At 46.5% G+C, this 21,854-nt stretch carries 19 protein-coding genes, 1 other RNA gene and 1 pseudogene; 19 read left to right on the top strand and 2 right to left on the bottom strand.

The window, feature by feature from the left end:
* The first annotated feature begins 58 nt into the window (after positions 1-58).
* The 6 genes from FD961_RS06005 to FD961_RS05985 all read left to right on the top strand — a co-directional run bounded on the left by FD961_RS06005 (position 59) and on the right by FD961_RS05985 (position 4,852).
* Entirely contained in the window at positions 59-871 is an 813-nt protein-coding gene (locus FD961_RS06005; protein WP_251371232.1) for a tetratricopeptide repeat protein, read from the top strand.
* A gap of 65 nt (positions 872-936) precedes the next feature.
* The gene (locus tag FD961_RS06000; protein ID WP_215393076.1) at positions 937-1,440 is read left to right on the top strand and encodes a DUF1993 family protein; all 504 of its coding nucleotides are present in this window, start codon (positions 937-939) and stop codon (positions 1,438-1,440) included.
* 287 nt (positions 1,441-1,727) lie between these two features.
* Entirely contained in the window at positions 1,728-2,231 is a 504-nt protein-coding gene (locus FD961_RS05995; RefSeq protein ID WP_251371231.1) for a LexA family transcriptional regulator, read from the top strand.
* Positions 2,228-3,553 carry a Y-family DNA polymerase gene (locus FD961_RS05990; protein ID WP_215393075.1) on the top strand — a complete coding sequence of 442 codons (1,326 nt, stop codon included), beginning with the start codon at positions 2,228-2,230 and terminating at the stop codon, positions 3,551-3,553. Before FD961_RS05995 ends, FD961_RS05990 begins: the two co-directional genes overlap by 4 nt.
* Positions 3,554-3,599: 46 nt before the next feature.
* Positions 3,600-3,731, top strand: coding sequence for a hypothetical protein (locus FD961_RS09525; RefSeq protein ID WP_256438050.1), 132 nt, complete (start codon positions 3,600-3,602; stop codon positions 3,729-3,731).
* Between the two features lie 146 nt (positions 3,732-3,877).
* A complete protein-coding gene (locus FD961_RS05985; protein WP_215393074.1) occupies positions 3,878-4,852 on the top strand; it encodes a tripartite tricarboxylate transporter substrate binding protein in 975 nt (324 codons plus the stop codon).
* Positions 4,853-5,087: 235 nt separating this feature from the next.
* On the opposite strand, the gene ffs is transcribed toward FD961_RS05985, so the two are convergent.
* An RNA gene (gene ffs, locus FD961_RS05980) (signal recognition particle sRNA small type) lies at positions 5,088-5,186 on the bottom strand.
* A 32-nt stretch (positions 5,187-5,218) separates the two neighbouring features.
* Between ffs and dnaX the strand changes: the two genes are divergently transcribed.
* The 13 genes and pseudogenes from dnaX (at position 5,219) to FD961_RS05915 (ending at position 20,635) form a co-directional block, all read left to right on the top strand.
* Positions 5,219-6,883 (top strand): DNA polymerase III subunit gamma/tau, encoded by a 1,665-nt coding sequence (gene dnaX, locus FD961_RS05975; RefSeq protein ID WP_215393073.1) that lies wholly within the window; start codon positions 5,219-5,221, stop codon positions 6,881-6,883.
* A gap of 87 nt (positions 6,884-6,970) precedes the next feature.
* Entirely contained in the window at positions 6,971-7,294 is a 324-nt protein-coding gene (locus FD961_RS05970; protein ID WP_215393072.1) for a YbaB/EbfC family nucleoid-associated protein, read from the top strand.
* A 32-nt stretch (positions 7,295-7,326) separates the two neighbouring features.
* The gene (gene recR, locus FD961_RS05965) at positions 7,327-7,941 is read left to right on the top strand and encodes a recombination mediator RecR (protein WP_215393071.1); all 615 of its coding nucleotides are present in this window, start codon (positions 7,327-7,329) and stop codon (positions 7,939-7,941) included.
* A 55-nt stretch (positions 7,942-7,996) separates the two neighbouring features.
* The gene (locus FD961_RS05960; RefSeq protein WP_251371230.1) at positions 7,997-9,445 is read left to right on the top strand and encodes a carbohydrate porin; all 1,449 of its coding nucleotides are present in this window, start codon (positions 7,997-7,999) and stop codon (positions 9,443-9,445) included.
* Between the two features lie 186 nt (positions 9,446-9,631).
* The gene (locus FD961_RS05955) at positions 9,632-11,134 is read left to right on the top strand and encodes a TolC family protein (RefSeq protein ID WP_215393070.1); all 1,503 of its coding nucleotides are present in this window, start codon (positions 9,632-9,634) and stop codon (positions 11,132-11,134) included.
* Positions 11,135-11,143: 9 nt separating this feature from the next.
* Positions 11,144-12,424, top strand: coding sequence for an efflux RND transporter periplasmic adaptor subunit (locus tag FD961_RS05950; protein ID WP_251371229.1), 1,281 nt, complete (start codon positions 11,144-11,146; stop codon positions 12,422-12,424).
* Positions 12,425-15,502: an efflux RND transporter permease subunit gene (locus tag FD961_RS05945; RefSeq protein WP_215393069.1), complete on the top strand. Its 3,078-nt coding sequence runs from the start codon at positions 12,425-12,427 to the stop codon at positions 15,500-15,502. It abuts the gene before it with no gap.
* A 2-nt stretch (positions 15,503-15,504) separates the two neighbouring features.
* Positions 15,505-16,296, top strand: coding sequence for a 5'/3'-nucleotidase SurE (gene surE, locus FD961_RS05940; protein ID WP_215393068.1), 792 nt, complete (start codon positions 15,505-15,507; stop codon positions 16,294-16,296).
* Between the two features lie 29 nt (positions 16,297-16,325).
* Positions 16,326-16,949: pseudogene (locus FD961_RS05935) on the top strand (protein-L-isoaspartate(D-aspartate) O-methyltransferase); the annotation flags it as partial.
* A 38-nt stretch (positions 16,950-16,987) separates the two neighbouring features.
* Positions 16,988-17,761: a peptidoglycan DD-metalloendopeptidase family protein gene (locus FD961_RS05930; RefSeq protein WP_215394376.1), complete on the top strand. Its 774-nt coding sequence runs from the start codon at positions 16,988-16,990 to the stop codon at positions 17,759-17,761.
* Positions 17,762-17,785: 24 nt separating this feature from the next.
* The gene (locus tag FD961_RS05925; protein ID WP_215393067.1) at positions 17,786-18,607 is read left to right on the top strand and encodes a 3'-5' exonuclease; all 822 of its coding nucleotides are present in this window, start codon (positions 17,786-17,788) and stop codon (positions 18,605-18,607) included.
* Positions 18,600-20,027: a 23S rRNA (uracil(1939)-C(5))-methyltransferase RlmD gene (gene rlmD, locus FD961_RS05920; RefSeq protein WP_215393066.1), complete on the top strand. Its 1,428-nt coding sequence runs from the start codon at positions 18,600-18,602 to the stop codon at positions 20,025-20,027. The genes FD961_RS05925 and rlmD overlap by 8 nt, the downstream gene beginning before the upstream one ends.
* A gap of 53 nt (positions 20,028-20,080) precedes the next feature.
* A complete protein-coding gene (locus FD961_RS05915) occupies positions 20,081-20,635 on the top strand; it encodes an outer membrane protein (RefSeq protein ID WP_215393065.1) in 555 nt (184 codons plus the stop codon).
* Positions 20,636-21,012: 377 nt separating this feature from the next.
* Here the strand turns inward: FD961_RS05915 and FD961_RS05910 are convergent, their stop codons facing one another.
* On the bottom strand, positions 21,013-21,714 hold the full coding sequence (locus FD961_RS05910; protein ID WP_215393064.1) for a Bax inhibitor-1 family protein: 702 nt from the start codon (positions 21,712-21,714) through the stop codon (positions 21,013-21,015).
* Positions 21,715-21,854: the final 140 nt, after the last annotated feature.

Here is a 21,854-nt window from a genome sequence, read left to right as displayed (position 1 = left end):
GCAAAAATACCGAAACTAGCGATAATAAAAATCGCAGCAAAACATCTCACTAGGAGTCATGATGAAAATGCGTAATTTACTCAAGTTGTTTATTGGCGTATTTGCAAGTGCGCTATTGCTGACAAGCAACCTTGCTTTTGCAGAACCTACCTTGCCTGAGGTTTATCAAGCAATTGAAGCAGGGCAGTTAGCTAAAGCCGATGCCATGATGCAAGAGGTCTTGAAAAATCATCCCAATAGCGGCAAAGCACATTACATCGCATCTGAGCTCTACTTAAAAGAAGGCAAATTAGATGCCGCGAGAAATGCGTTTACTCAAGCAGAAAACCTAGCACCAGGTTTGCCATTTGCTCAGCCGGATTCAGTTCAGAGATTGCAAACACAATTACGTGCTGGTACTGTGCCAGCACAAACGAATACAGGCGCAGGCTCTATCTTTACTAGCCCCATCTTTTGGATTCTGATTGCAATCTTGATCGCAGGCATCGTCTTCTTTATGAGAAAGCGCCCGCAGCCGGTACAAGTCTATAACGCACCAACTGCTAATGGACCATATCCAGGAGCTCCTGGTGGCTATCCTTCAGGTTATCCAGGCGCGCCAGCCTCAGGCATGGGCGGCGGCTTGATGGGGAGCTTGGCAACTGGCGCAGCATTAGGTGCCGGCATGGTTGCAGGTGAGGCATTGGCAAGCCACCTTATGGGCGGCGGTAATCACATGAACCCTGGCGTCAATAACGATTTCAACCAAGTGGGCGGCCAAGTTCCAGATGCAAGCAACTTTGGTGTGAACGATACAAGCTCTTGGGACGATGGCGGCGCCAGTTCTTGGGATGACAGTGGCGGTGGCGGCGGCTTTATGGACGACGTCTAATGGATTTAACTAGTCACTAAATACAGCATTACAAACAGTAACATCTACAGAAAGTAAGAATCACTATGGCAATGTCAATGTATCAAGCATCAATCCCGCAGCTCACTAAGATGCTGACCAATCTTTCTAATATCCTTAAGAAAGGCGAAGAGTTCGCTAAAGCTAAGAATGTGGATGGTGCAGTATTGGTAGGTGATCGCCTTTCCCCTGATATGTTTCCGCTCTCAAAGCAAGTCCAAATTGCCTGCGATCAAGTGAAGAATGGGATGGCACGTTTGGCTGGCGTAGAACCACCGAAGTTTGATGATCAGGAATCTACTTTTGCAGAGTTGCAAGAGCGCATTGCTAAAACGATTGCTTTTGCCAATACTATTCAGCCTGCACAAGTGGATGGAACTGAAGCTAAGGAGATTAAGTTCTCCATCAAAGAATGGCACTTTGAATTTGTAGGTGAGCAATACCTATTAACTTGGATCATCCCTAATTTCTACTTTCATGTGACTACGGCATACAACATCCTGCGCCACAATGGAGTAGAGATTGGTAAGTCGGATTACTTGGGTGGTTAAGTAGCCATTACAATGCTCCCATGCAATATCTTTCAGAAATCGTTGAGGTAGTGAACCCCTGGCTTTTCCGGGCAAGCGTTTACATGTCTAACGCGTTTCTGGATGACCCTGCAATCTTGGCCTTTGCTTTTTGCTAAATCGCCAGTTAAAAAGAGCAGATGCCGAATAAAAAGCCACCGTAGAGGTGGTTTTTTATTGCCCAAAATTTGAGCAATAAGCCCAAAAACAACAAAATCAGGCTCATTTTTGCGGTTTTTACATATACTGTATAAACATACAGTATATTAATGACTATGAACCAGCAAATGAACGAGCAAAAAGTAACCCTAAGTCAGGCACCACAAGCCTTGGCAGGCCATTTTGCCGCCTATGAGCTCAAACTGCTGAGCCACCGAATTTCTGCTGGATTCCCAAGTCCGGCGGCAGATTACGCTGAAGACGGCCTGGATCTAAACCATTACCTCGTTCAAAACAAGCCAGCGACCTTCATGTTCACTGTGAAGGGGGACTCGATGTTGGGTGCGGGGATTTGCGATGGCGATAAGGTGGTTGTAGATAAAGCCCTCAAGCCAAAACATAAAGACATCGTGGTGGCAGTAGTAGACGGCGAGTACACGATTAAGCGCCTCTATCAATTACGTGGTCGCATCGAACTGCAACCAGAGAATCCGAACTATCAACCTATCACTTTTAATGAGGGTAGTGAGTTGCAAATCTGGGGAGTAGTCGTTGGAGTTGTGCGCAAGTACAGCAATGCCAGCACAAGATATAACAAAGGTGGCAAGCAATGAGTATGCAGTCACAAAACCCATCAAGCTCAACGAATGCACTATTCGCTTTAGTCGATGTAAACAACTTCTACGTTTCTTGTGAACGGGTATTTCAGCCCAAGCTAGAAGAGGTGCCTATGGTGGTGCTATCAAATAACGATGGTTGCGCAGTAGCGCGTAGCGCAGAAGTTAAGGCGCTTGGTGTGAAGATGGGTACACCCTGGTTTCAGATGCAAGCACTTGCCAGAAAGCATGGCATTCAAGCTTACTCGTCTAACTACACACTCTATGGCGATATGAGTAACCGCGTAGTCCAGGTATTACGTGGCTTTACACCTAATTTAGAGGTCTACAGTATTGATGAGAGTTTCTTGCAAATCGAGACGGTCTTAAAGCAACATCAAGACACGATTGAGTTGGGGCAGAAGATCAAGCAGCAAGTGAAAGATACCACTGGCCTGCCGGTATGTGTTGGTATTGGTGCTAGCAAGACCTTGGCTAAGCTGGCTAATCACTTGGCCAAAAAGCACAAACAGTTTGCTGGTGTATGTGACGTCAATGCCATGGACAAGGAAGAGCTCTACCAATGGATGAGCGAGACCGAGGTCGCTGAGGTGTGGGGTATTGGTAGGCAGTTAGCTAAAAAACTCAAAGCCCAACATATTCATAGCGTATTTGATCTGTTGCAGGCCTCACCACAAGCGATGCGCCAACAGTTTGGTGTGGTGATGGAGCGCCTCTGCTATGAGTTGCGCGGCGTATCTTGTCTGCAACTAGAAGAAGTAGCGCCAGCCAAACAGCAAATCATTGCCTCACGTAGCTTTGGCAAGCTTGTAACTAGTCATGTAGAGCTGGCTGAGTCGGTAGCCACCCATGTTGCGAGAGCGGCAGAGAAGTTAAGGGCTCAAAGCGGCGTAACAGGCGCGCTTACCGTGTTTATTCAGACAAACCCTTTTAAGGTAAATGAGCCACAGCATCATCAAAGCGTCACCATCCCGCTGGCAGATGCAAGCGATAACACGCTGACATTAACTAATGCTGCTTTAGCAGGTCTTAAGCAAATTTATCAGCCTAACTTTCGTTATAAGAAAGCTGGTGTCATTCTGAATCTCATTAGCGATAAGCCTACCGTGCAGCAATCCCTGTTTGAGGATATGGAAAGCAAAGGTAAGTCAGCTAGCTTAATGAAGGCTGTTGATCAGATCAATACACGCTTTGGTAACGCCGTGATTCGATCGGCAGCGGCAGGAATCAATGGCACCAAACAAGAATGGCAAATGCGATCCAACAACAAGTCACCGAACTACACCACGCAGTGGGATGAGTTACCGGTGGCGAGATAAGAATTCATTAACAAATAACACGTAACAACGCATAAAGGAGAAGCAAATGGACTTACTAAATAACTTCAACGGTATCTCATTGGCAGTCATCATGATTTTGTCTTATTGCGCTGTGTTGAAAAACACGAAGCGTCATGACAGCGAAACAAAGCAGATCTTTAATCGTCGATATCAGTAAAGATTAGCAGTAGCAGCAAAACGCAGCAGATGGTAAAAGTAGGGGGAATAAGGAAATCACGGATTCCTTATTCCCTTATTCTTTTTTGGGCCGTTCAAAGCTATTCAGTATTAAGATAGTCAATAACCCCATAGAGAATCTAAAACATGAAGCCCTTCAAAATCATTGCCTCACTCATATCCCTTATTTACATCATATCCAACGGCTCAGCATTTGCTGCAGATCCTTGGCCCAATCATCCGATTAAGTTTGTAGTAGGCTTTGGTCCTGGTGGCGCCAATGATTTAGTGGCGCGTGCCGTAGCAGAAGGGGTAAGTAAGCAATTAGGGCAGCCGGTGATTGTGGAGAATAAGCCGGGTGCTGGTTCGGTGCTAGGGGCAGACTATGTTGCTAAAAGTGCACCTGACGGCTATACCTTTTATGTCTCTGCTGCTGGCGGTGTAGTGACTATCCCGATGCTTCGTAGCAATATGCCTTATAAGGTAGATGACTTAGTGCCTGTTGGCATGATGGCAGTCAGTCCTTCAATTATTGTGGTCAACGCTGATTCACCAATTCAGAACTTTAAAGAGCTGTTAGCCAAAGCCAAAAATAAACCAGGCGTAACATTCGCAACGGCAGGTTCAGGTAGCACCCCACACTTCGTCGCTGAAATGCTCAAGATGTACGCGGGCGGTGGCAATTATGAAATCATTCCTTACAAGTCCGGGTCAGAGGGTGTATTTGCAGTCGTATCCAAACAAGTAGATGCCACATCAGAGGCTAGCGTAGTGGTGCTCCCGCAAATTGAAGGCGGCAAACTAAGACCGCTGGCATCTACATGGAATAAACGCATTACTCGCTTACCAAATGTACCAACGACTAAAGAGCTGGGTTACCCAAACATTTTCATTGGTCACTGGGCAGGCCTCTTTGCACCTAAAGGCACACCTCCAGAAGTGATTCAAAAGATGAATGCAGCCATTCAGGCGGCCTTAGATACTAATGTACTTAAATCTAGACTCATCCCGCAAGGTATTGAGCCAGCACCAGGGTCACAAGCAGACTTCATCAAGTTCCTCAATGATGAAAGAAGGCGTCTGCAGCCAATTGTGAAGAGTGCCAACATGAAGGATGAGTAAAGAGCTTCCTACGCCTTAATCATTCTTTGCCTCTATTCATTGCCCAAAAAAACGCTACGCTGAATCTCTCTATATAAGGAGATCAGCTTTGCGAGTTTCTATTGAGTGTTCTCACAGACGGTTGCAGCTATTTAAGATCCAGTTAGATGCACGAACTGTCTTGGTTTTAGGAATTATTTGGATAATTTGGGGAATTTTCAGGGTTCTGAAGATCTTCTGAATTCCAGGGGGCAGGGTGGATGAGCCAAACCCCCGGCACTGGCAGAAATTGGGTTTGGCTGCTTCGTTCCCGACCTGACCAGGTTATCCAACCCACCATGCGGGGAGGCCCATCCAATTCCATTTTAGCTTGTTAGAATGTAAGACATGACAGCATTGGCATTAGCCCGTTCGTGGCGCCCCAAAACATTCTCTGAGTTAGTAGGACAAGACCATGTGGTTAAGGCCTTAACCCATGCCTTGGATCAGGGCCGTCTACACCATGCATGGCTCTTTACGGGTACTCGTGGGGTAGGTAAGACCACCATTGCCCGCATTATGGCAAAAGCACTCAATTGCACCGGATCTGATGGTTCGGGCAAGATGACTTCCGAGCCTTGCGGAAAATGCCCAGCTTGCATGGAAATTGATGCAGGTCGTTTTGTTGACTATATTGAGATGGATGCTGCAAGTAATCGTGGTGTGGACGATATTGCCGCTCTCCTAGAAAAAGCAGCATATGCGCCAAGCAATGCTCGTTACAAGGTTTACATGATTGACGAGGTGCACATGCTCACCAATCATGCCTTTAATGCCATGCTCAAAACTCTGGAAGAGCCACCAGAGCATGTGAAATTCATTCTTGCAACAACAGATCCCCAAAAGATTCCAGTAACCATCTTGTCTCGCTGCTTGCAGTTCAATCTCAAGCAAATGCCAGTACCGCTCATTGTTGAGCACTTGGAAAAAGTACTCGCTGCTGAAAAGGTGGAATATGAGGTCAATGCCTTGCGTGTCTTAGCTAAAGCAGCTCAAGGATCTATGCGCGATGCTTTATCGCTTACTGATCAAGCCATTGCATACGCCGCAGGAAAAGTTACAGAAGAATCAGTACGCGGCATGCTCGGTACATTAGATGATGCTTATCTCATACGTATTCTGGATTGCTTAATTGCTAAAGATGGTGCAAGCCTCTTGGCAGTTGCCAATGAAATGGGTGAGCGCAGCATGTCTTTCTCATTAGCATTGCAAGACTTGTCTAGCCTGTTGCAAAAGATTGCAGCAGCACAAGTTGTTCCAGAATCCGTACTAGAGGATTGGCCTGAAGCCCCTGAAATTCGTCGCTTGGCCACTCAACTAACAAAAGAAGAAGCCCAGCTCTTCTACCAAATCACGATTACTAGTCGCCCTGACTTATCGCTTGCACCAGATGAGCAAACCGGTTTTGCGATGACACTTCTGCGCATGTTGGCATTTCGTCCTGGCAATGGCGGAGGGAGTTCAGCTCCAGCACCACCAGTCAATAGCGCTCGACCTTCATCTGCAGCTCCTGCTCCAGCCCCGGCCGCTAGAGCTGCTGCACCTACGCCTGTAGCTAAAGCAGCGCCTGCAGCTACAGCCACAATTCCACCTCCAGTAGCCTCAGTTGCTGCGCTTGGTAATCCAGCAGACCGCCCTGATTGGCACAGCTTGATGCGTCAATTACCAGTACGTGGTCTGGTGCAGCAGTTGGCATTTCAGACAGAATTACAAGATTGGGTAGATTCAGCAGCGGGAGTTAAAGCCACTGTTGTTACGCCCATGCCACAACTCGCTTCCGAAGCATCCGTCGGGCGCTTAGCTGATGCACTGACTGCTCACTTTGGGAAAACTGTGAAGGTCTTGATTGAAAAGGGCGAAGTAGAGGGCAAAACTGTTGCCAAAGTTGATGCAGCTATTCATCAAGAAAAGAAAATGAATGCTGAGCAAATGATTGCTGCCGACCCCTTTATTCAGCAATTAGAAAAAGAGTTTGGCGCCAAAGTGGTTGGCGGCTCAGTCAAACCGCTCTGATGAATAAAGCTTTAAATACATATTTAAAAAATACAGCAACGAATTTAATTTCACTCTATATAGATAAGTTCCAAAGGAAATAAAGCAATGATGAAAGGTGGACTTGCTGGCCTCATGAAACAGGCTCAGCAGATGCAAGAGAAGATGAAAGTAGCGCAGGAGCAATTGGCTGCGCTCGAGGTTACTGGCCAAGCGGCTGGCGGCTTAGTGAAAGTCACCGTCTCAGGCAAATACGAACTCAAGCGCGTACAAATAGATGCAGGTGCGATGGATGATCGCGAAATGCTCGAAGACTTAATCGTGACTGCTTACACAGAAGCATTTAAACAAGTAGAAGCAGCAAGTGCGCAAATGATGTCTGGTGCTACCGCTGGTATGCCAATGCCTCCTGGCTTCAAGCTACCTTTCTAATTGATTTTCAATACTGAATTGATAGTCTCTAGATGGCACGCATAGAAGCCCCTCAAGATGCACTTGGTCGATTGATCGAGGCATTGCGGGTATTGCCGGGAGTAGGACCTAAGTCTGCTCAGCGCATGGCCTTCTACTTATTGCAACATGATCGTAATGGGGCATCAGTATTGGCTCAATCATTGGGGGAAGCAGTAGAGACTGTCGGGCACTGCGCACGTTGCAATACCTTCTCAGAAACCCAAATCTGCAGCACTTGCTCCGATGAGCGTCGTGATCCTTCGCTGCTGTGTATTGTGGAAACGCCTGCTGACCAAGTGATGGTTGAGCAAACCCTCAGCTTCAAAGGCAATTACTTTGTGCTGATGGGCCGCATCTCACCGCTGGATGGCATGGGTCCGAACGAAATTCATTTTGATCGCTTACTGACTCGCATTGAGAGTCCCGACACTGGTGTATCTATTCGGGAAGTAGTGCTTGCCACTAACTTTACTAGTGAAGGCGAAGCTACTGCGCATTACATTGGCGAAGTTCTCAAAGCCAAAGGCATTAAGGTCACTCGTATTGCCAGGGGCATCCCAGTAGGGGGTGAGCTTGAATACGTCGATGCTGGAACCCTCGCGCGCGCTTTAATGGATCGCCGTTAAACCTCAAACAAGCTTTACATTGGGGTAGACACGAATATGTCATATAAATGACATATTGTTTAACATTCGTAATTTTTTCAGTCCGATGTCGAATATTGTTCGCCTTCTCTTTTTAGCCCTACTAATGCTCAGCTTGCCGGCTATGGCCCAAAGAGCAGGGTCAGGCGCTGACCAAATTGCAAGCTTCGCTGGTGATATCCCTTGGTTGCCAACAGAGGGTGAGATATTTGGTTTGCCCGTGAACGTGCATGGCCAAACTACTTACATCAATCAGCGTTACAACAATTTCACCTCAAGCTATTCAGGACAAAATAGTTTGTCTCAACAAAAGTCGATGAGCTATACCTGGTCTGGCACATTATTTTTTGGCGCACGCTTGGCTCCAAACACGGATGTGTATTTCAACCCTGAAGTGGTATCAGGAGTTCCATTTTCTGGTTTAGTTGGTTTAGGTGGCTTTACCAATGGTGAAGCAACGAAAGCTTCCGGTGCACAAGCACATTTTTATTCGGCACGTGCATTTGTGCGTCAGACGATCAATCAAGAGGGCGACAAAGTCGTGCTTGAAAACGACGCCAATCAAATTACACAAACTGTCAGTAGTAATCGAGTGGTGCTGACTGGCGGACAGTTTTCTACACTCGATATCTTTGATGACAGCAAGTACGCTAAAGACCCTCGTATTCAGTTTATGAACTGGGGCAATATGACTTACCTTGCTTATGACTATGCAGCAGACGCACGCGGCTACAGCTGGGGCTTAGCGGGCGAGTGGTACCTAGATAACTGGGTGATGCGGGCCTCGCGTATGTTGGCTCCTAAAACACCAAATGGCAAAGACTTAAATTGGCAAATCTTTAACACCTACGGTGATCAGGTCGAAGTCGAGCGTCAACACAATATTGCCGATTTGCCAGGCAAGGTGAGCGTATTGGCCTATCGAAATCGGATGATCTTGGCGCGTTTTCAGGATGCAACGAACTACGTGATTGCTAATAATGCGCAAGGTACACAAGCTATTAATAATGTCCGTACAAATTATCAATACAAAACCGGTATTGGTATCAATGGCGAGCAAGCATTGACTAAAGACTTGGGTATCTATGGCCGCGCATTTACATCCGATGGCCATACTGAGACCATGTCATTTACTGAGGCAGATAACTCAGTATCAGTTGGTATGAGTTTGAATGGTGCTGGTTGGACCAGACCGAGTGACACCATTGGTATCTCGATGATGCAAAACGGACTATCGAGCTATCGTAAGAACTACCTGCAAAATGGCGGCATTTCTTACTTTATTGGTGACACGCCTAGCCCTTATGTAGGCCCAAATCAAACCATTACCTATCGCCCAGAGCGTATCGGAGAGGTGTATTACAACGCCATGTTGGTTAAGAACGTCCTTCTAGGCGTGAACTTTCAGCACATCAATAATCCCGCCTATAACGGCGCTCGTGGCCCTGTGAATATTGCCTCTTTTAGGGTGCATGCCGAGTTTTAGGACTCTAGCAAGCAACGGGCTTAATTATTATCTTTAGAATCAATGAGATAGCAATTGTCAATAATTAGACTTTTGCCTTTTGTACCCTATAATCCATAAAACCCCCTGTATCAGGTGAGTGCGTGATCAAAATCTGCGTCAGGGGCTATAAAAACAGCATTTTTATTGATTTAGAGGCAGCCGCTTTTGTTCATTCTCGGCACACGCAAAATTAGCGCAGTATTTACAGTCAAAAGAATCGCTTTTGCGCTCTTCGCTTCTTCATTTTCTGTTGCCGTCTTTGCCCAGTCTGACTCAACTCCACCAGCTTCAGTAACAGTACAAACCGGTGATGCGAATTTAAGTGCGCCACCCTCAATTGGTGCTCAATTAAGTAGCCAAGAAAAACCTACCAAAGCAAATGAACTATTTGCTCCGGTAACTAAAGCCAATACTCCAAAGATTTATGCTAAGAGTGCGCCATCCGGTCCTGCCGAAATGGATCTGCGTCAGCTTTGGAGCGAGATGAAGATTAACAATCCGCAGCTTGCATCATTGCGTGAATCTTATCTAGCTGCTAAAGCAACGGTGCCCCAAATCAATGCGCCTGCTAATCCGCAAGTAGGGCTCGTGTGGTCAGGTATGCCAGTGGGTTCACCATTGGCCCTTGGTACTGCAGGTAGCAATCCGAATGTCAGTAATAACAATGCGATCTCGATAGCTCAACCATTTCAGTTCCCTGGAAAGAGAAGCTTGGCAGCCAATATTGCCGATACCAATGCCGAGGCGCTGCTAGCGCAGTCTGAGGCAACTTATCTGCAACTGGGCGCGCAACTCTCAAGCCTCTACTACAACGCTCTCGCAGCACAAAAGCAATTACAAGTACTGAAAGAGTCTGTCATTCGTTTAGAGATGATCAAGAATGTGGCTAAGGCGCGCTATGCAAATAACGCTGCAGCTTATGTGGAATACCTTAATGCACAAGTAGCTCAAAGTGCGGCAGAGGCAGATCAATTTAACGTCGATCGCCAGCTCCAAGTAGCGCTTAACAACATCAATACTTTGGTTGGCCGCCATTCGCGTGAGAGGTTAGTCCTTCGCGGAGATGTTCGTCGTGCCATGACCGGTGTGCCAACCTTGGTTGAGCTAGAGGACTATGCAGAGAGTAGTCACCCAGCGCTCAAGAGTTCTTCATTGCAATTAGAGGCAGCGCGTAAAGGGGTGGATCTTGCTAAGAAAGCTTACTTACCGGATTTTCAGGTGATTGGTTCTTCTTACACACCACGTGGACCATTTTCTGCAAACAATGGCGCGCTGTATTACCAATTTGAATTGGATCTCATCATTCCTCTGTATTTCTTTACCAAAGAGAAGTACGGAGTAGAGCAGGCGCAGCGTAACCAAGCTTCTGCCGAAGCGGGGAATATTTCCAATCGACAGCAGATTGTATTGGCGGTTAATTCAGCATATGCTGCCTACGAGCAAGCCAAGATGCAAACCCAGTTTCTGAAAGAGCGACAAGTTCCACAGGCAGATGCTGCTTATAAAGTAGGCTTGGTTCAGTACTCCAATAATGGCCAAGGTTTTAATGATTTGTTAACGGCGCAGACGCAGTTACGTAATTTAGAGGTGCAGTTAGCCTTATCAGAAGCAAACCTGATGCAGGCCCAAGCGGTATTGCTGGTATCTGCAGGCAAAGAACCTTTTTAAGGAGTGGTTTTGAAGGACAAACTCATTCAGCTATATCAACGTCTCAAGGATTTGTGTAAGCCTATTCTGGGAGAGTTCCACAAGCTAAAAACGAAATTGGATGCTCGTGTTGCAGCCAATACCAACAAGATCCATAGCTCTTACTGGAATCTTCCGGTGGAAACACGCGTTCGAATTCGTTTTGTGGTGATCTGCAGCTCCCTTTTGATGTTCGGCATTGTCATCGGTTTATTCGTGAATGTGAATCGCCCTGTAAAGTTTGATAAAACCATCAAAACTTTATCTATTGAAAATACTGGTGCGATGGAATTAAAGTTGCCTGGTGTGGATCTGAATCCCAATATTTATATCTTCCAGGATGCTGTTCTTGAGTCTGTCCCAGTTGAATTAAAAGTGCCTGGCCGCCTGGCTTTTAATGCTGAAAAATCCAAAGTTCTCTCCGCGCGGGCGCCAGGGAGGGTAGAGCGGATCTACGCATTTGATGGCGCTCCTGTTGAAGTAGGCTCCCCGATTATTGAGCTCTATAGCCCTGAGTTTCTCTCGGCACAGCAAGAGTATTTGCTCTCTTCAAAGACTGCGAAGGTATTGGAATCAAGCAAGACTATGAGTGATTTGTTGGGAGATGCTCAAATTACTCAGCAAGCTGCTGCAAATCGTATGCGTAATTTAGGAGCAAGCGATGGCGATATTAAGTCGCTCGAGAAAAGTGGCAAAACTCAATACAACCTGATCATGCGTTCACCCTTGCAAGGTGTCGTAGTTAAACGTGCAGTTGACCCCGGTGCTATTGTGAATGCCGGCGACGTCTTAGCAACCTTAGCTAATCCTAAAGAGTTATGGTTTTTGGGTAATGTTTACGAACAAGATATTCGTAGGATTCAAAAAGGGCAAATCATGACTTTGCGCTCCGAGTCTTATCCTGATAAAGAGTTTGTCGCCACTGCGAATTACATAGCGCCAACGATTGATCCGGATACACACGCATTGTTAATTCGTTGTGATGTAGAAAATGCAGAGGGCTTACTCCGCCCCGACATGTTTGTAAGTGCCCGCCTAAAGACAGGTGAAGCGCAGGCAGCAGTGGTTCCTCAATCCGCAATTGTGCGCGTTCGCGAGATGCGCTACATCATCATTAAAACGGGCAAAGATACCTTCCGCAGATTTGCTGTCAAAGGCTACGACCTCGATGGCAAACGTTTTGCCGTCACAGAGGGTTTAGAACCAGGGATGCATGTATTAACTGATGGCGCAGTCTTGTTAAACGACCGCTTTGCAAAGCAGGAGGAATAATTGAGTTTCGTTACCTCCTTCATTCGGGGAGTTTTAGACAAGCGCGTCATTATTCTCATTACCGCAGCTGTATTGCTTGTGCTGGGAGCATTCAGTCTAAAGCAGCTTCCCATACAACCATATCCCGGAGTGGCGCCGCTGACGATTCAGGCGATCTCACAATGGCCTGGTAGAAGTACTACTGAAGTTGAGCAACAAGTCACCATTCCTGTTGAAAATGCCTTAGCCGGTATTCCCGGAGTGAAGGCGTTTCGTTCGGTATCCCTCTTTGGATTGTCGGTTGTTACGCTGAAGTTTAATGACAATGCAGATCCATTTAAGGTGCGCCAGATCTTCATTACCAATTTGGGTAATGTCACGTTCCCTCCAGGCGTCAGTTCTAGCGTTAGCCCAGATTCTGATGCGACAGGTGAGATCTTGCGCTATCAAGTAACTTCAGATTACGCCTCACCAACGCGCCTGAAGACTTTGCAAAACTATGAAATCTATAAAGAGCTCAAACAGACCCCTGGAATTGCAGACGTATCTTCTTTTGGAGGCAAGGTTCGCCAGTATCAGGTGATTGTTAGCCCAGAGAGTCTGCAGTCTAAAGGCATTACCGTGCCTCAATTGGTTGATGCTTTATCCAAAGCGAACGACAACACCGGTGGTGGCTTGCTACCTAGTGGTGAGCAACAATTTGTGGTGCGTGGTGTTGGATTGCTGAAAAATATTGAAGATATCAAGCAAGTCATCATTGCCGTCAACAAGGGAGTCCCCGTTCGTATTGGGGATGTTGCCAATGTGGTGATTGGTAATGCTCCTCGCTTAGGTCTATTTCAGTTTGATAGCAACCCAGACTCAGTTGAGGGAGTTGTTTATTTGCGCCGCGGTGAAAATGCCTCTGAAGTATTGGCGCGGGTACGTGAAAAAATTACTAATATCAATGACCATATCCTGCCACCTGGTATTCAGGTAAAGCCTTTCTATGACCGCCAGGTCTTGTTGGATATTACGGTTGGTACTGTAAAGCACACCATGTTCTTCGGTATCACTATGGTATTGGTATTGCTTTATGTGTTCTTGGGTAATCTGCGCGCAGCAGCTGTGGTTGCTGCAGTGATTCCGCTGGCACTGTGTTTCTCATTCATCATGATGTATCTGTTTAATGTGCCAGCGAACTTAATTTCATTGGGGGCCATTGACTTTGGTGTGATTGTGGATGCTGCCGTGATCATTACTGAAAACGTGATGCGTCATATGGAAGAGGGTGGTAAGCGCGTTAACCAAAGCATTATTTTGGCGACAAGCGAAGTACAACGTGCCATGGTCTATTCAACTAGCATCATCATCGTAGCTTATTCACCATTATTTTTGATGGGTGGCGTTGAAGGCATCATCTTCAAGCCCATGGCGTTTACGATGGGTTTTGCACTGATCGCCTCGATTATCTTGAGCTTGACCTTCCTGCCAGCATCAATGTCTTATGTTTTTGGCGAAAACTTTCACCATGCACCACCTAAATTTATCACTTGGATCTTAGATCGATACCGCCCCCTGCTTCGTAAGTGGATGAATCACCCACGTCACGTAATTACGATTTCTATCTTCATTTTGGGCGTTACCTTATTGAGTGCAACAAGGTTAGGCACGGCCTTCCTGCCAACCCTTGAAGAAAACAATATTTGGCTGCGTGTGACCTTGCCGAATACAGTAGATCTGGACTATTCCATTCAGGTTGCTAATCAACTGCGTGAGACTTTTTTAAAGCAGCCTGAGCTTGAGAAAGTGGCTGTGCAGATTGGACGTCCTGATGATGGCACTGATTCAACTGGCGTCTTCAATCAAGAATATGGCCTATACCTAAAAGCTCCAGAAGAGATGCCAAAAGGTAGCAGCAAGCCAATTTTACTGAAGCATCTACAGACCGAGCTCGATAAAATTCCCGGCATTAATTACAGTTTTTCTCAGTACATTCAAGATAACGTTAATGAAGCGCTATCTGGTGTGAAGGGTGAGAACTCGGTAAAGATTTTTGGATCAGACCTAGAAGTCCTTGCCCAAAAAGCGCACGAGGTTGTAACTCAACTGAAAAAAGTGCATGGTATCGAGGATGAGAACACGCTCAAAGAATTAGGGCAGCCGACTTTAAATATCCAGATTGATCGTGAAAAAGCGGCGCGTTATGGCATCAATGTCAGCGATATTCAAACGGTAGTTGCCAATTCCATCGGTGGCGCACCTGTTTCCAACTTCTTAGAAGATGAAAAGACTTTCGGAATCGCAGTGCGCCTGAACGAGGCAAGTCGCAATGATATCCCGGATGTTTCAAACTTATTAGTAGACACTCCAAACGGCCAAAAAGTTCCTTTAGCAATGGTCGCCAATGTTCAGCTGACAGATGGGCCTTTCTTCATCTATAGGGAAGCCGGAAAACGTTATATTGCCGTCATCTTTAGCGTGCGCGGTCGTGACTTAGGTAGCGCTGTAGAGGACGCTAAGTACTTGGTTGAAAAGAATGTTGCATTGCCAACCAATTACAGTATTTCATGGGATGGGCAGTTCAATCAAATGAAAGCCGCTCAGCAAAAGTTGATGGTCATCATCCCATTAACTCTGGTGGCGATTTTCTTGTTGCTCGTGACTGCTTTGGGTAACTTCCGAGATGCTGTCATTGTTTTGATTAATGTTCCGTTTGCAGCGATTGGCGGCATTATTGCCTTGCATCTTGGTGGTGAGACCTTAAGTATCTCTGCTCTATTTGGTTTCTTATCCCTCTTTGGTATTGCGATTCAAGATGGTGTGATTCTGATTTCCTATATCAATAAGACGGTAGCTGAAGAGCATGGTGCGATGAAAGACGCGATGGTCGACGGCGCTGCATTACGTGTTCGCCCTGTATTGATGACAGCGATGTTAGCTGGTTTAGGTCTCTTACCCGCAGCCTTATCTCACTCCATTGGATCTGAGGCGCAGCGTCCATTGGCCTTGGTAATTGTGGGTGGCATGGTGACTACAACAATTCTGACCTTGCTGGTATTACCAGTGATCTACGCTGCCATGAGAGCGCGTGGCGTACGTAAACCAGGACTAGTTTAGTAATGTCAAAGCAACCGCATATCCTAGTATCAAATGATGATGGTTACTTGGCCCCAGGCTTATTGGCCTTAGTTAATGCAGTGCGTCCTTTGGGGCGTATTACGGTAATTGCACCAGAGCAAAACCATAGCGGCGCATCCAATTCATTAACGCTTTCAAGGCCACTGTCGATTCATCGTGTCGCTGGTGGTGAGCGTGATGGCTTCTTCTTTATTAACGGTACGCCCACAGACTGTGTTCACGTTGCGATGACTGGTTTTTTAGATGAAAAGCCTGACCTTGTGATCTCTGGCATCAATCAAGGTGAAAACATGGGTGAGGATACGCTTTACTCTGGCACTGTTGCTGCCGCGGTTGAAGGTGTGATGTTTGGAGTGCCTGGAATTGCGTTCTCTCAAATTGATCGTGGTTGGAATCGGATTGAAGATGCAGCTAAAGCTGCCCACGATGTTGTTGCGCAAATGTTGGTTTCAGCGCTTTCGCATTCGAATGGCGATGGCACCGCAACTTTACTGAACGTCAACATTCCGAATCGGCCGTATGCAGATTTATATCGTTGGCGAGTGACTCGCTTGGGTAATCGCCACCATTCACAGCCGGTAGTCGTACAAGATAGCCCGCGGGGTGAGAAGATTTATTGGATAGGCGCAGCCGGGGATGTAAAAGAGGGCTCTGAAGGCACTGACTTTCATGCGATTGCTGAAGGCTGTATCTCTATCACGCCAATGCAATTGGATTTAACGCACCACGCTCGCCTAGCGGCGATGCGAGCAAATGGCTGGGATCGCGGTTGAAGGCACCCACCGAGCGTTTCGCAGCCTATCGGCAAGCATTAGCAGCAAAAGTACATGCTGGTGGCGTAAAGCACGGTAAAACATTAGAGGCGATTGCAACAGTTCCGCGCCATGCTTTTATGGATCCCGGCCTTCATGCCCAAGCTTATGAAGATACGGCATTACCAATCGGTCACGAACAAACGATTTCCAAGCCATCTGTAGTTGCTCGCATGATCGAGCTTTTGCATAAACCAAGACACAAGCTCGGTAAAGTGCTCGAGATTGGTACTGGCTGTGGTTATCAAGCGGCAGTATTGAGCTTGCTGGCTGATGAAGTCTATTCCATTGAACGCATTCGACCTCTGCATGATCTGGCTAGGGCAAAGTTACGGCCATTTCGAATCAACAATCTGCGCCTCATTTATGGTGACGGTATCTTAGGTTTGCCGCAGGCAGCTCCATATGATGGAATTATTCTGGCCGCAGCAGGTTTGGGCATTCCCGATGCTTTATTAGATCAATTGGCGATTGGTGGTCGTTTAGTTGCTCCAGTCGCTAAGAATGAAAAAGAGCAGCAGTTAGTGATGGTGGAAAGAATGAGCTCCCAGCGCTATCAAAGAACCGTGCTGGACGAGGTCTTTTTTGTCCCCTTACAATCAGGGGTAGTATGAGAATTACCGAGATTGTTACAAAGACTGCTGCCAACTCTATGACTAATTTATCCAAAAGCTTTCTGATTGCAATTTTGTCTGCATCTTTGATCCTTGTATCAGGATGCTCTACTACGCCGCGCGCAAAACCAGCAAATGTGACCGACCGTACTAGTGGATCTGCTAGTTATGAGCCTGCCCCTCCTGGTTATTACCGTGTGAAGAAGGGTGATACCTTGGCGCGTATTGCTTTAGATCATGGTCAAGCACCACGTGATGTGGCGCAGTGGAATAGTGCAGCCAATCCAAGTTTCAATCCGAATGTGATTGAAGTAGGTGATCTTATATTGGTCAAGCCGCCTGCAAGCGCAAAAGTAGCTAAGCCGGTCGATAAAAAAGCAGCTCCAGCAACTGATAAGGCGGATGTACCTACCACTACGCCAGAATCTGCCAAAGCAGATATCGTGGCTGAGCCTGGCATTCGTTTGTCTTGGCCAGCCAAGGGCAAGGTCACTGGTGAATTTAATGAAACCAATAAGGGAATCGACATTGCTGGCAAAGTCGGTGAACCTGTATTGGCAGCATCAGATGGCAAGGTGGTTTATGCCGGCAATAGTTTGCGCGGCTATGGCAACTTAGTGATCGTGAAACATGACAATACTTATCTCACAGCCTATGCTCACAACAGCAAGCTCTTAGTCAAAGAGGGCGATACCGTTCGCAAAGGGCAAAAGATTGCCGAGATGGGTGATACCGATACCACTGCACCTAAGCTTCATTTTGAATTGCGTGTGAACGGTAAGCCAGTTAACCCAACCCCTTACTTGCAGTAATGCTGCAGCGATAGGGCAGGACTCATGGCAACCGTTTTAGTTTTTGATATCGAGACCATTCCAGATGTAGCAGGACTACGCCGTCTGGAAGACTATCCAGACTCCATGAGTGATACTGAGGTTGCCGCTAAAGCCATGGCTGAGCGCGCAGCTAAAACCGGTAGTGAATTTCTTCCGCTGTATCTGCAAAAGATTGTGGCAATTTCTTGTGTGATTCGTAGAACCACGAAAGAGGGCGCACCACAAATTAAAGTAGGCACGCTCGGCACCCCACAAGATGATGAAAAATTATTGGTACAGGCTTTCTTTGACTTAATCGAGAAGTACACGCCCCAACTCGTATCCTGGAATGGCAGCGGCTTTGATTTACCCGTCTTGCATTACCGCGCACTAGCGAACCATATTCAAGCACCGCGCTATTGGGAAATGGGCGAGAGCCAAGAAGCCGATAGCCGTGACTTTAAATGGAATAACTACATCAGCCGTTATCACATGCGCCATCTAGACATGATGGATCTCTTGGCTAAATTTAATGGCAGAGCTAATGCCCCTTTAGATGGTCTCGCGAAGCTCTGCGGTTTTCCGGGCAAGATGGGGATGGATGGCAGCCAAGTTTGGCCTGCGTATCAAGAAGGTAAGATTAATGATATTCGTCGCTATTGTGAAACGGATGTCGTCAATACCTATCTCATGTATTGCCGTTTTCAATTGCTGCGTGGTGGATTCTCGCTTGAGGAATACCAAGAAGAAATTGATTTCGTGAAGGCGTATTTAGAGAAGGAATCTAAAGAACCTAACGGTTCACAGTGGCAAGAATACCTCCAAGGTTTTACACCGGATGCGTAGAGGCGATAAGCCAGTCAATATTGAGGTGACTGAGCCCATCACAGTTGAATCCCTCGATTTAGATGCCCAAGGAATTGCCCGCTTAGCTCCAAATGAAGAAGAGGCTGCACAAGGCCAAAGCGGCAAAGTCGTTTTTATCAAAGGCGCATTGCCCACTGAGTTGGTCACCTATACCATCACCAGTGATAAAGCCCGTTTCAGTAAAGCAAAAGTACGCGAGATCTTAAAGCCTGCAGTTTTCAGAGCGCAGCCACAGTGTGCAGCCTTTGGGGTATGTGGCGGCTGCACCATGCAGCACTTAGATATTCGAGCGCAGGTTGCTATGAAGCAGCGCGTGCTCGAAGATGACTTACGTCATATTGCTAAGGTAACTCCAGAAGAAATTCTTCGCCCCATGGGCGGCCCTGCATGGGAGTATCGCCATCGCGCACGCTTAAGTGCAGTGAACCGCTCGATTAAAAAAGGCACAGTACTGATAGGTTTTCATGAGGGCAAGAGTGGTTATGTTGCTGACATGCTGGCGTGCGAGATATTGCCTAAGCATGTCTCTAATTTATTGCCAGAAATGCGCAAGCTAGTCATGGGTTTATCCATTGTGGATCGAATGCCGCAAATTGAGATCGCCGTAGGCGAGCCAGAGGAGCCCAACTCAGATGATCCTAAGAAGGCTAAACCAGTCACTGCATTGGTATTTCGCAATTTATTGCCTCTAACTGCTGCAGATGAGCAGTTACTCAGGGATTTTGCAGATCAACATCAGGTCTGGATTTGGTTGCAGCCCAAAGGCATTGAGACGGTTGCGCCGTTTTATCCGGAAACGGGAAAGCTTTGTTATCGCCTACCTGAATTTGAGATCGAAATGCCATTTAAACCGGCAGACTTTACCCAAGTTAATCACATGATGAATCGTGCGCTAGTGAGCAAGGCGATTCGATTATTGGAAGTAAAAGAAACAGATCGAGTCTTAGATCTCTTTTGTGGCATCGGCAATTTCACCTTGCCGCTCGCTAGAAGAGCAAAAGCAGTTTTGGGAATTGAAGGACTAGCTACCTTAACAACGCGTGCTAAAGCCAATGCAGAACATAATGACTTAGCAGGCAAAGCTAGCTTTATGCAAAGTGATTTATTTGAAGTCACAACTGAAACCATCGCATCGTGGGGGAAGGCAGAGCGTTGGCTAATGGACCCTCCGCGAGAGGGTGCGATGGAAATTTGTAAAGCACTAGCTGATCTGTATATTCAGGAGAGCGCATTGCTGCCGCAACGTATTGTGTATGTCTCTTGCAACCCTAAAACCTTAGCTAGAGATGCGGACCTGCTTTGCCATCAGGCAGGCTATAAGCTCAAAGGGGCAGGGATCGTCAATATGTTCCCCCATACCTCCCACGTTGAGTCTATGGCGGTTTTTGATAGAGCCTAGTCGATTTGATATAGTTGTCAGTAATAAATAAAAATAAGTATTAAGGGTAATGCATGAAAAAGTTAGCAATTTTGCTATGGGCTCTATCCATACCTATTGCGTATGGACAGTCACAAAACTTTGAAGGTTTTGGTCTCGCATTCGATTACTCCTTGAACTCTATTGCTGATGTATCAACTCCAGGCGGATCCGCAACCAGTCGAAGTGGTATTCCCAGTATTACCGCTGATGCATACAAAGCAATCAATGATCAGTGGTTGATTGGCGCATACGGAACTTATGACTTGGCAACAACGGATACATCCGGTTCTGATCCTGATGCCCAACATCCCATTGAAGCGGGTGGCAAGGTGGCTTATGCCTTTACTGAAAAAATCTTGGGCTATGTCAAGCTAGGTTGGTCATGGTCCAAGTTTTCATCACCCGGTTATTACCAGTGGATGAATGGCCCCAGTTATGGCATTGGTGCTGAATATTTACTCACCAAACAGATGTTTACTAGAGTTGAAGTTTCTCAGCAAAACTATAGAACCGTGCAGTGGAATGATGGCTCAAGCGATAAGGTAGATATCAATTCTGCGACTATTTCTATCGGCTATCGTTTCTAGTCTTTGCTCCAAAGACCCCCAATCGAATCTAGATTTGCACCAAATTGGTACTGATTCAGTGCCTTTTTGGTGATCCACCTGTTTTTGGGTGCACAAGCTCTCTTTGGCTGTCTTATAGAAGAGTAGATTGAACTTGTAGGGAGAAGTTAGTAAGCCCTGCAAACTCATTAACTACTAGGAGAGCATCATGAGAGCCTCAGATAGTTTTGCAATCTTGTTGATTTTGATTGCGCTGTCTTATGCGGTCAGCATGTTTGTAGCGAACTAATTATTTAGTTACAAACAAGAGGGCAGGTAGTAAATAAAAAGGCGCCCGCAGGCGCCTTATGAGAGCAACAAACTCAATTTTTAGAGTATCGGATCTCTCTTAGTCTCACTTAGTCGCGATTGCCACCAAAGATGCCCAAGAGGGCAAGTAAGTTGGTGAAGACGTTATACACATCCAAGTAGATTGATAAAGTAGCCATGATGTAGTTGGTCTCGCCACCATTGATCACACGTTGCACATCAACCAAAATGAACGCAGAGAAGATCGCAATCGCGAGCACCATCACGGTCAACATCAAAGCAGGTAGTTGTAACCAAATGTTTGCCAAGGAAGCTACGATCAAGAGCAGCACGCCAACCATCAGCCATTTGCCCATGCCGGCAAAGTCACTCTTACTTACAGTGGCAATAGTTGCCATCGTCGCGAAGATTGCCGCAGTGCCACCAAAAGCCAACATAATGAGAGCAGAACCATTGCTGTAGCTATTGAGCGTAAAGCCTACTAAACGGGACAACATAATTCCCATGAAGAAGGTGAAGCCCAAGAGTAATAAAACACCTAAGCCGGTGTCCTTGTTCTTTTCGATTGCCCAGAAGAAGCCAAAAGCAATGGCCATGAAAACAATGAAGCCCATAAATGGACTGCCCGCAAATAGGCTAAGACCCATGGCTACACCCAGCCAGGCGCCAATGACTGTTGGAACCATCGAGAGTGCCAAGAGGGCATAGGTATTGCGTAGTACGCGGTTGCGCACCTGGACATTGCTAATCGAGCTAGATTGCCCAAAGCCGTAAGAGTTCAGATCACTCATATTGACTCCTTCTTTTAAATAAACACATGAGCCCACGCAGGGCTGTTAACACTAAGTATAGACAAAACACCCCAATTTCAAGCTCTGAGAATAAAGACCTACAAATTAAGGGCTTATGCCCTGTAAATTCAATAACTTAC

Source organism: Polynucleobacter sp. TSB-Sco08W16 (genome assembly GCF_018687455.1).
Lineage (GTDB): Bacteria > Pseudomonadota > Gammaproteobacteria > Burkholderiales > Burkholderiaceae > Polynucleobacter.
The sequence above is the reverse complement of the archived record's forward strand: the minus strand, read 5'-3'. Positions and strand labels throughout refer to the sequence as shown.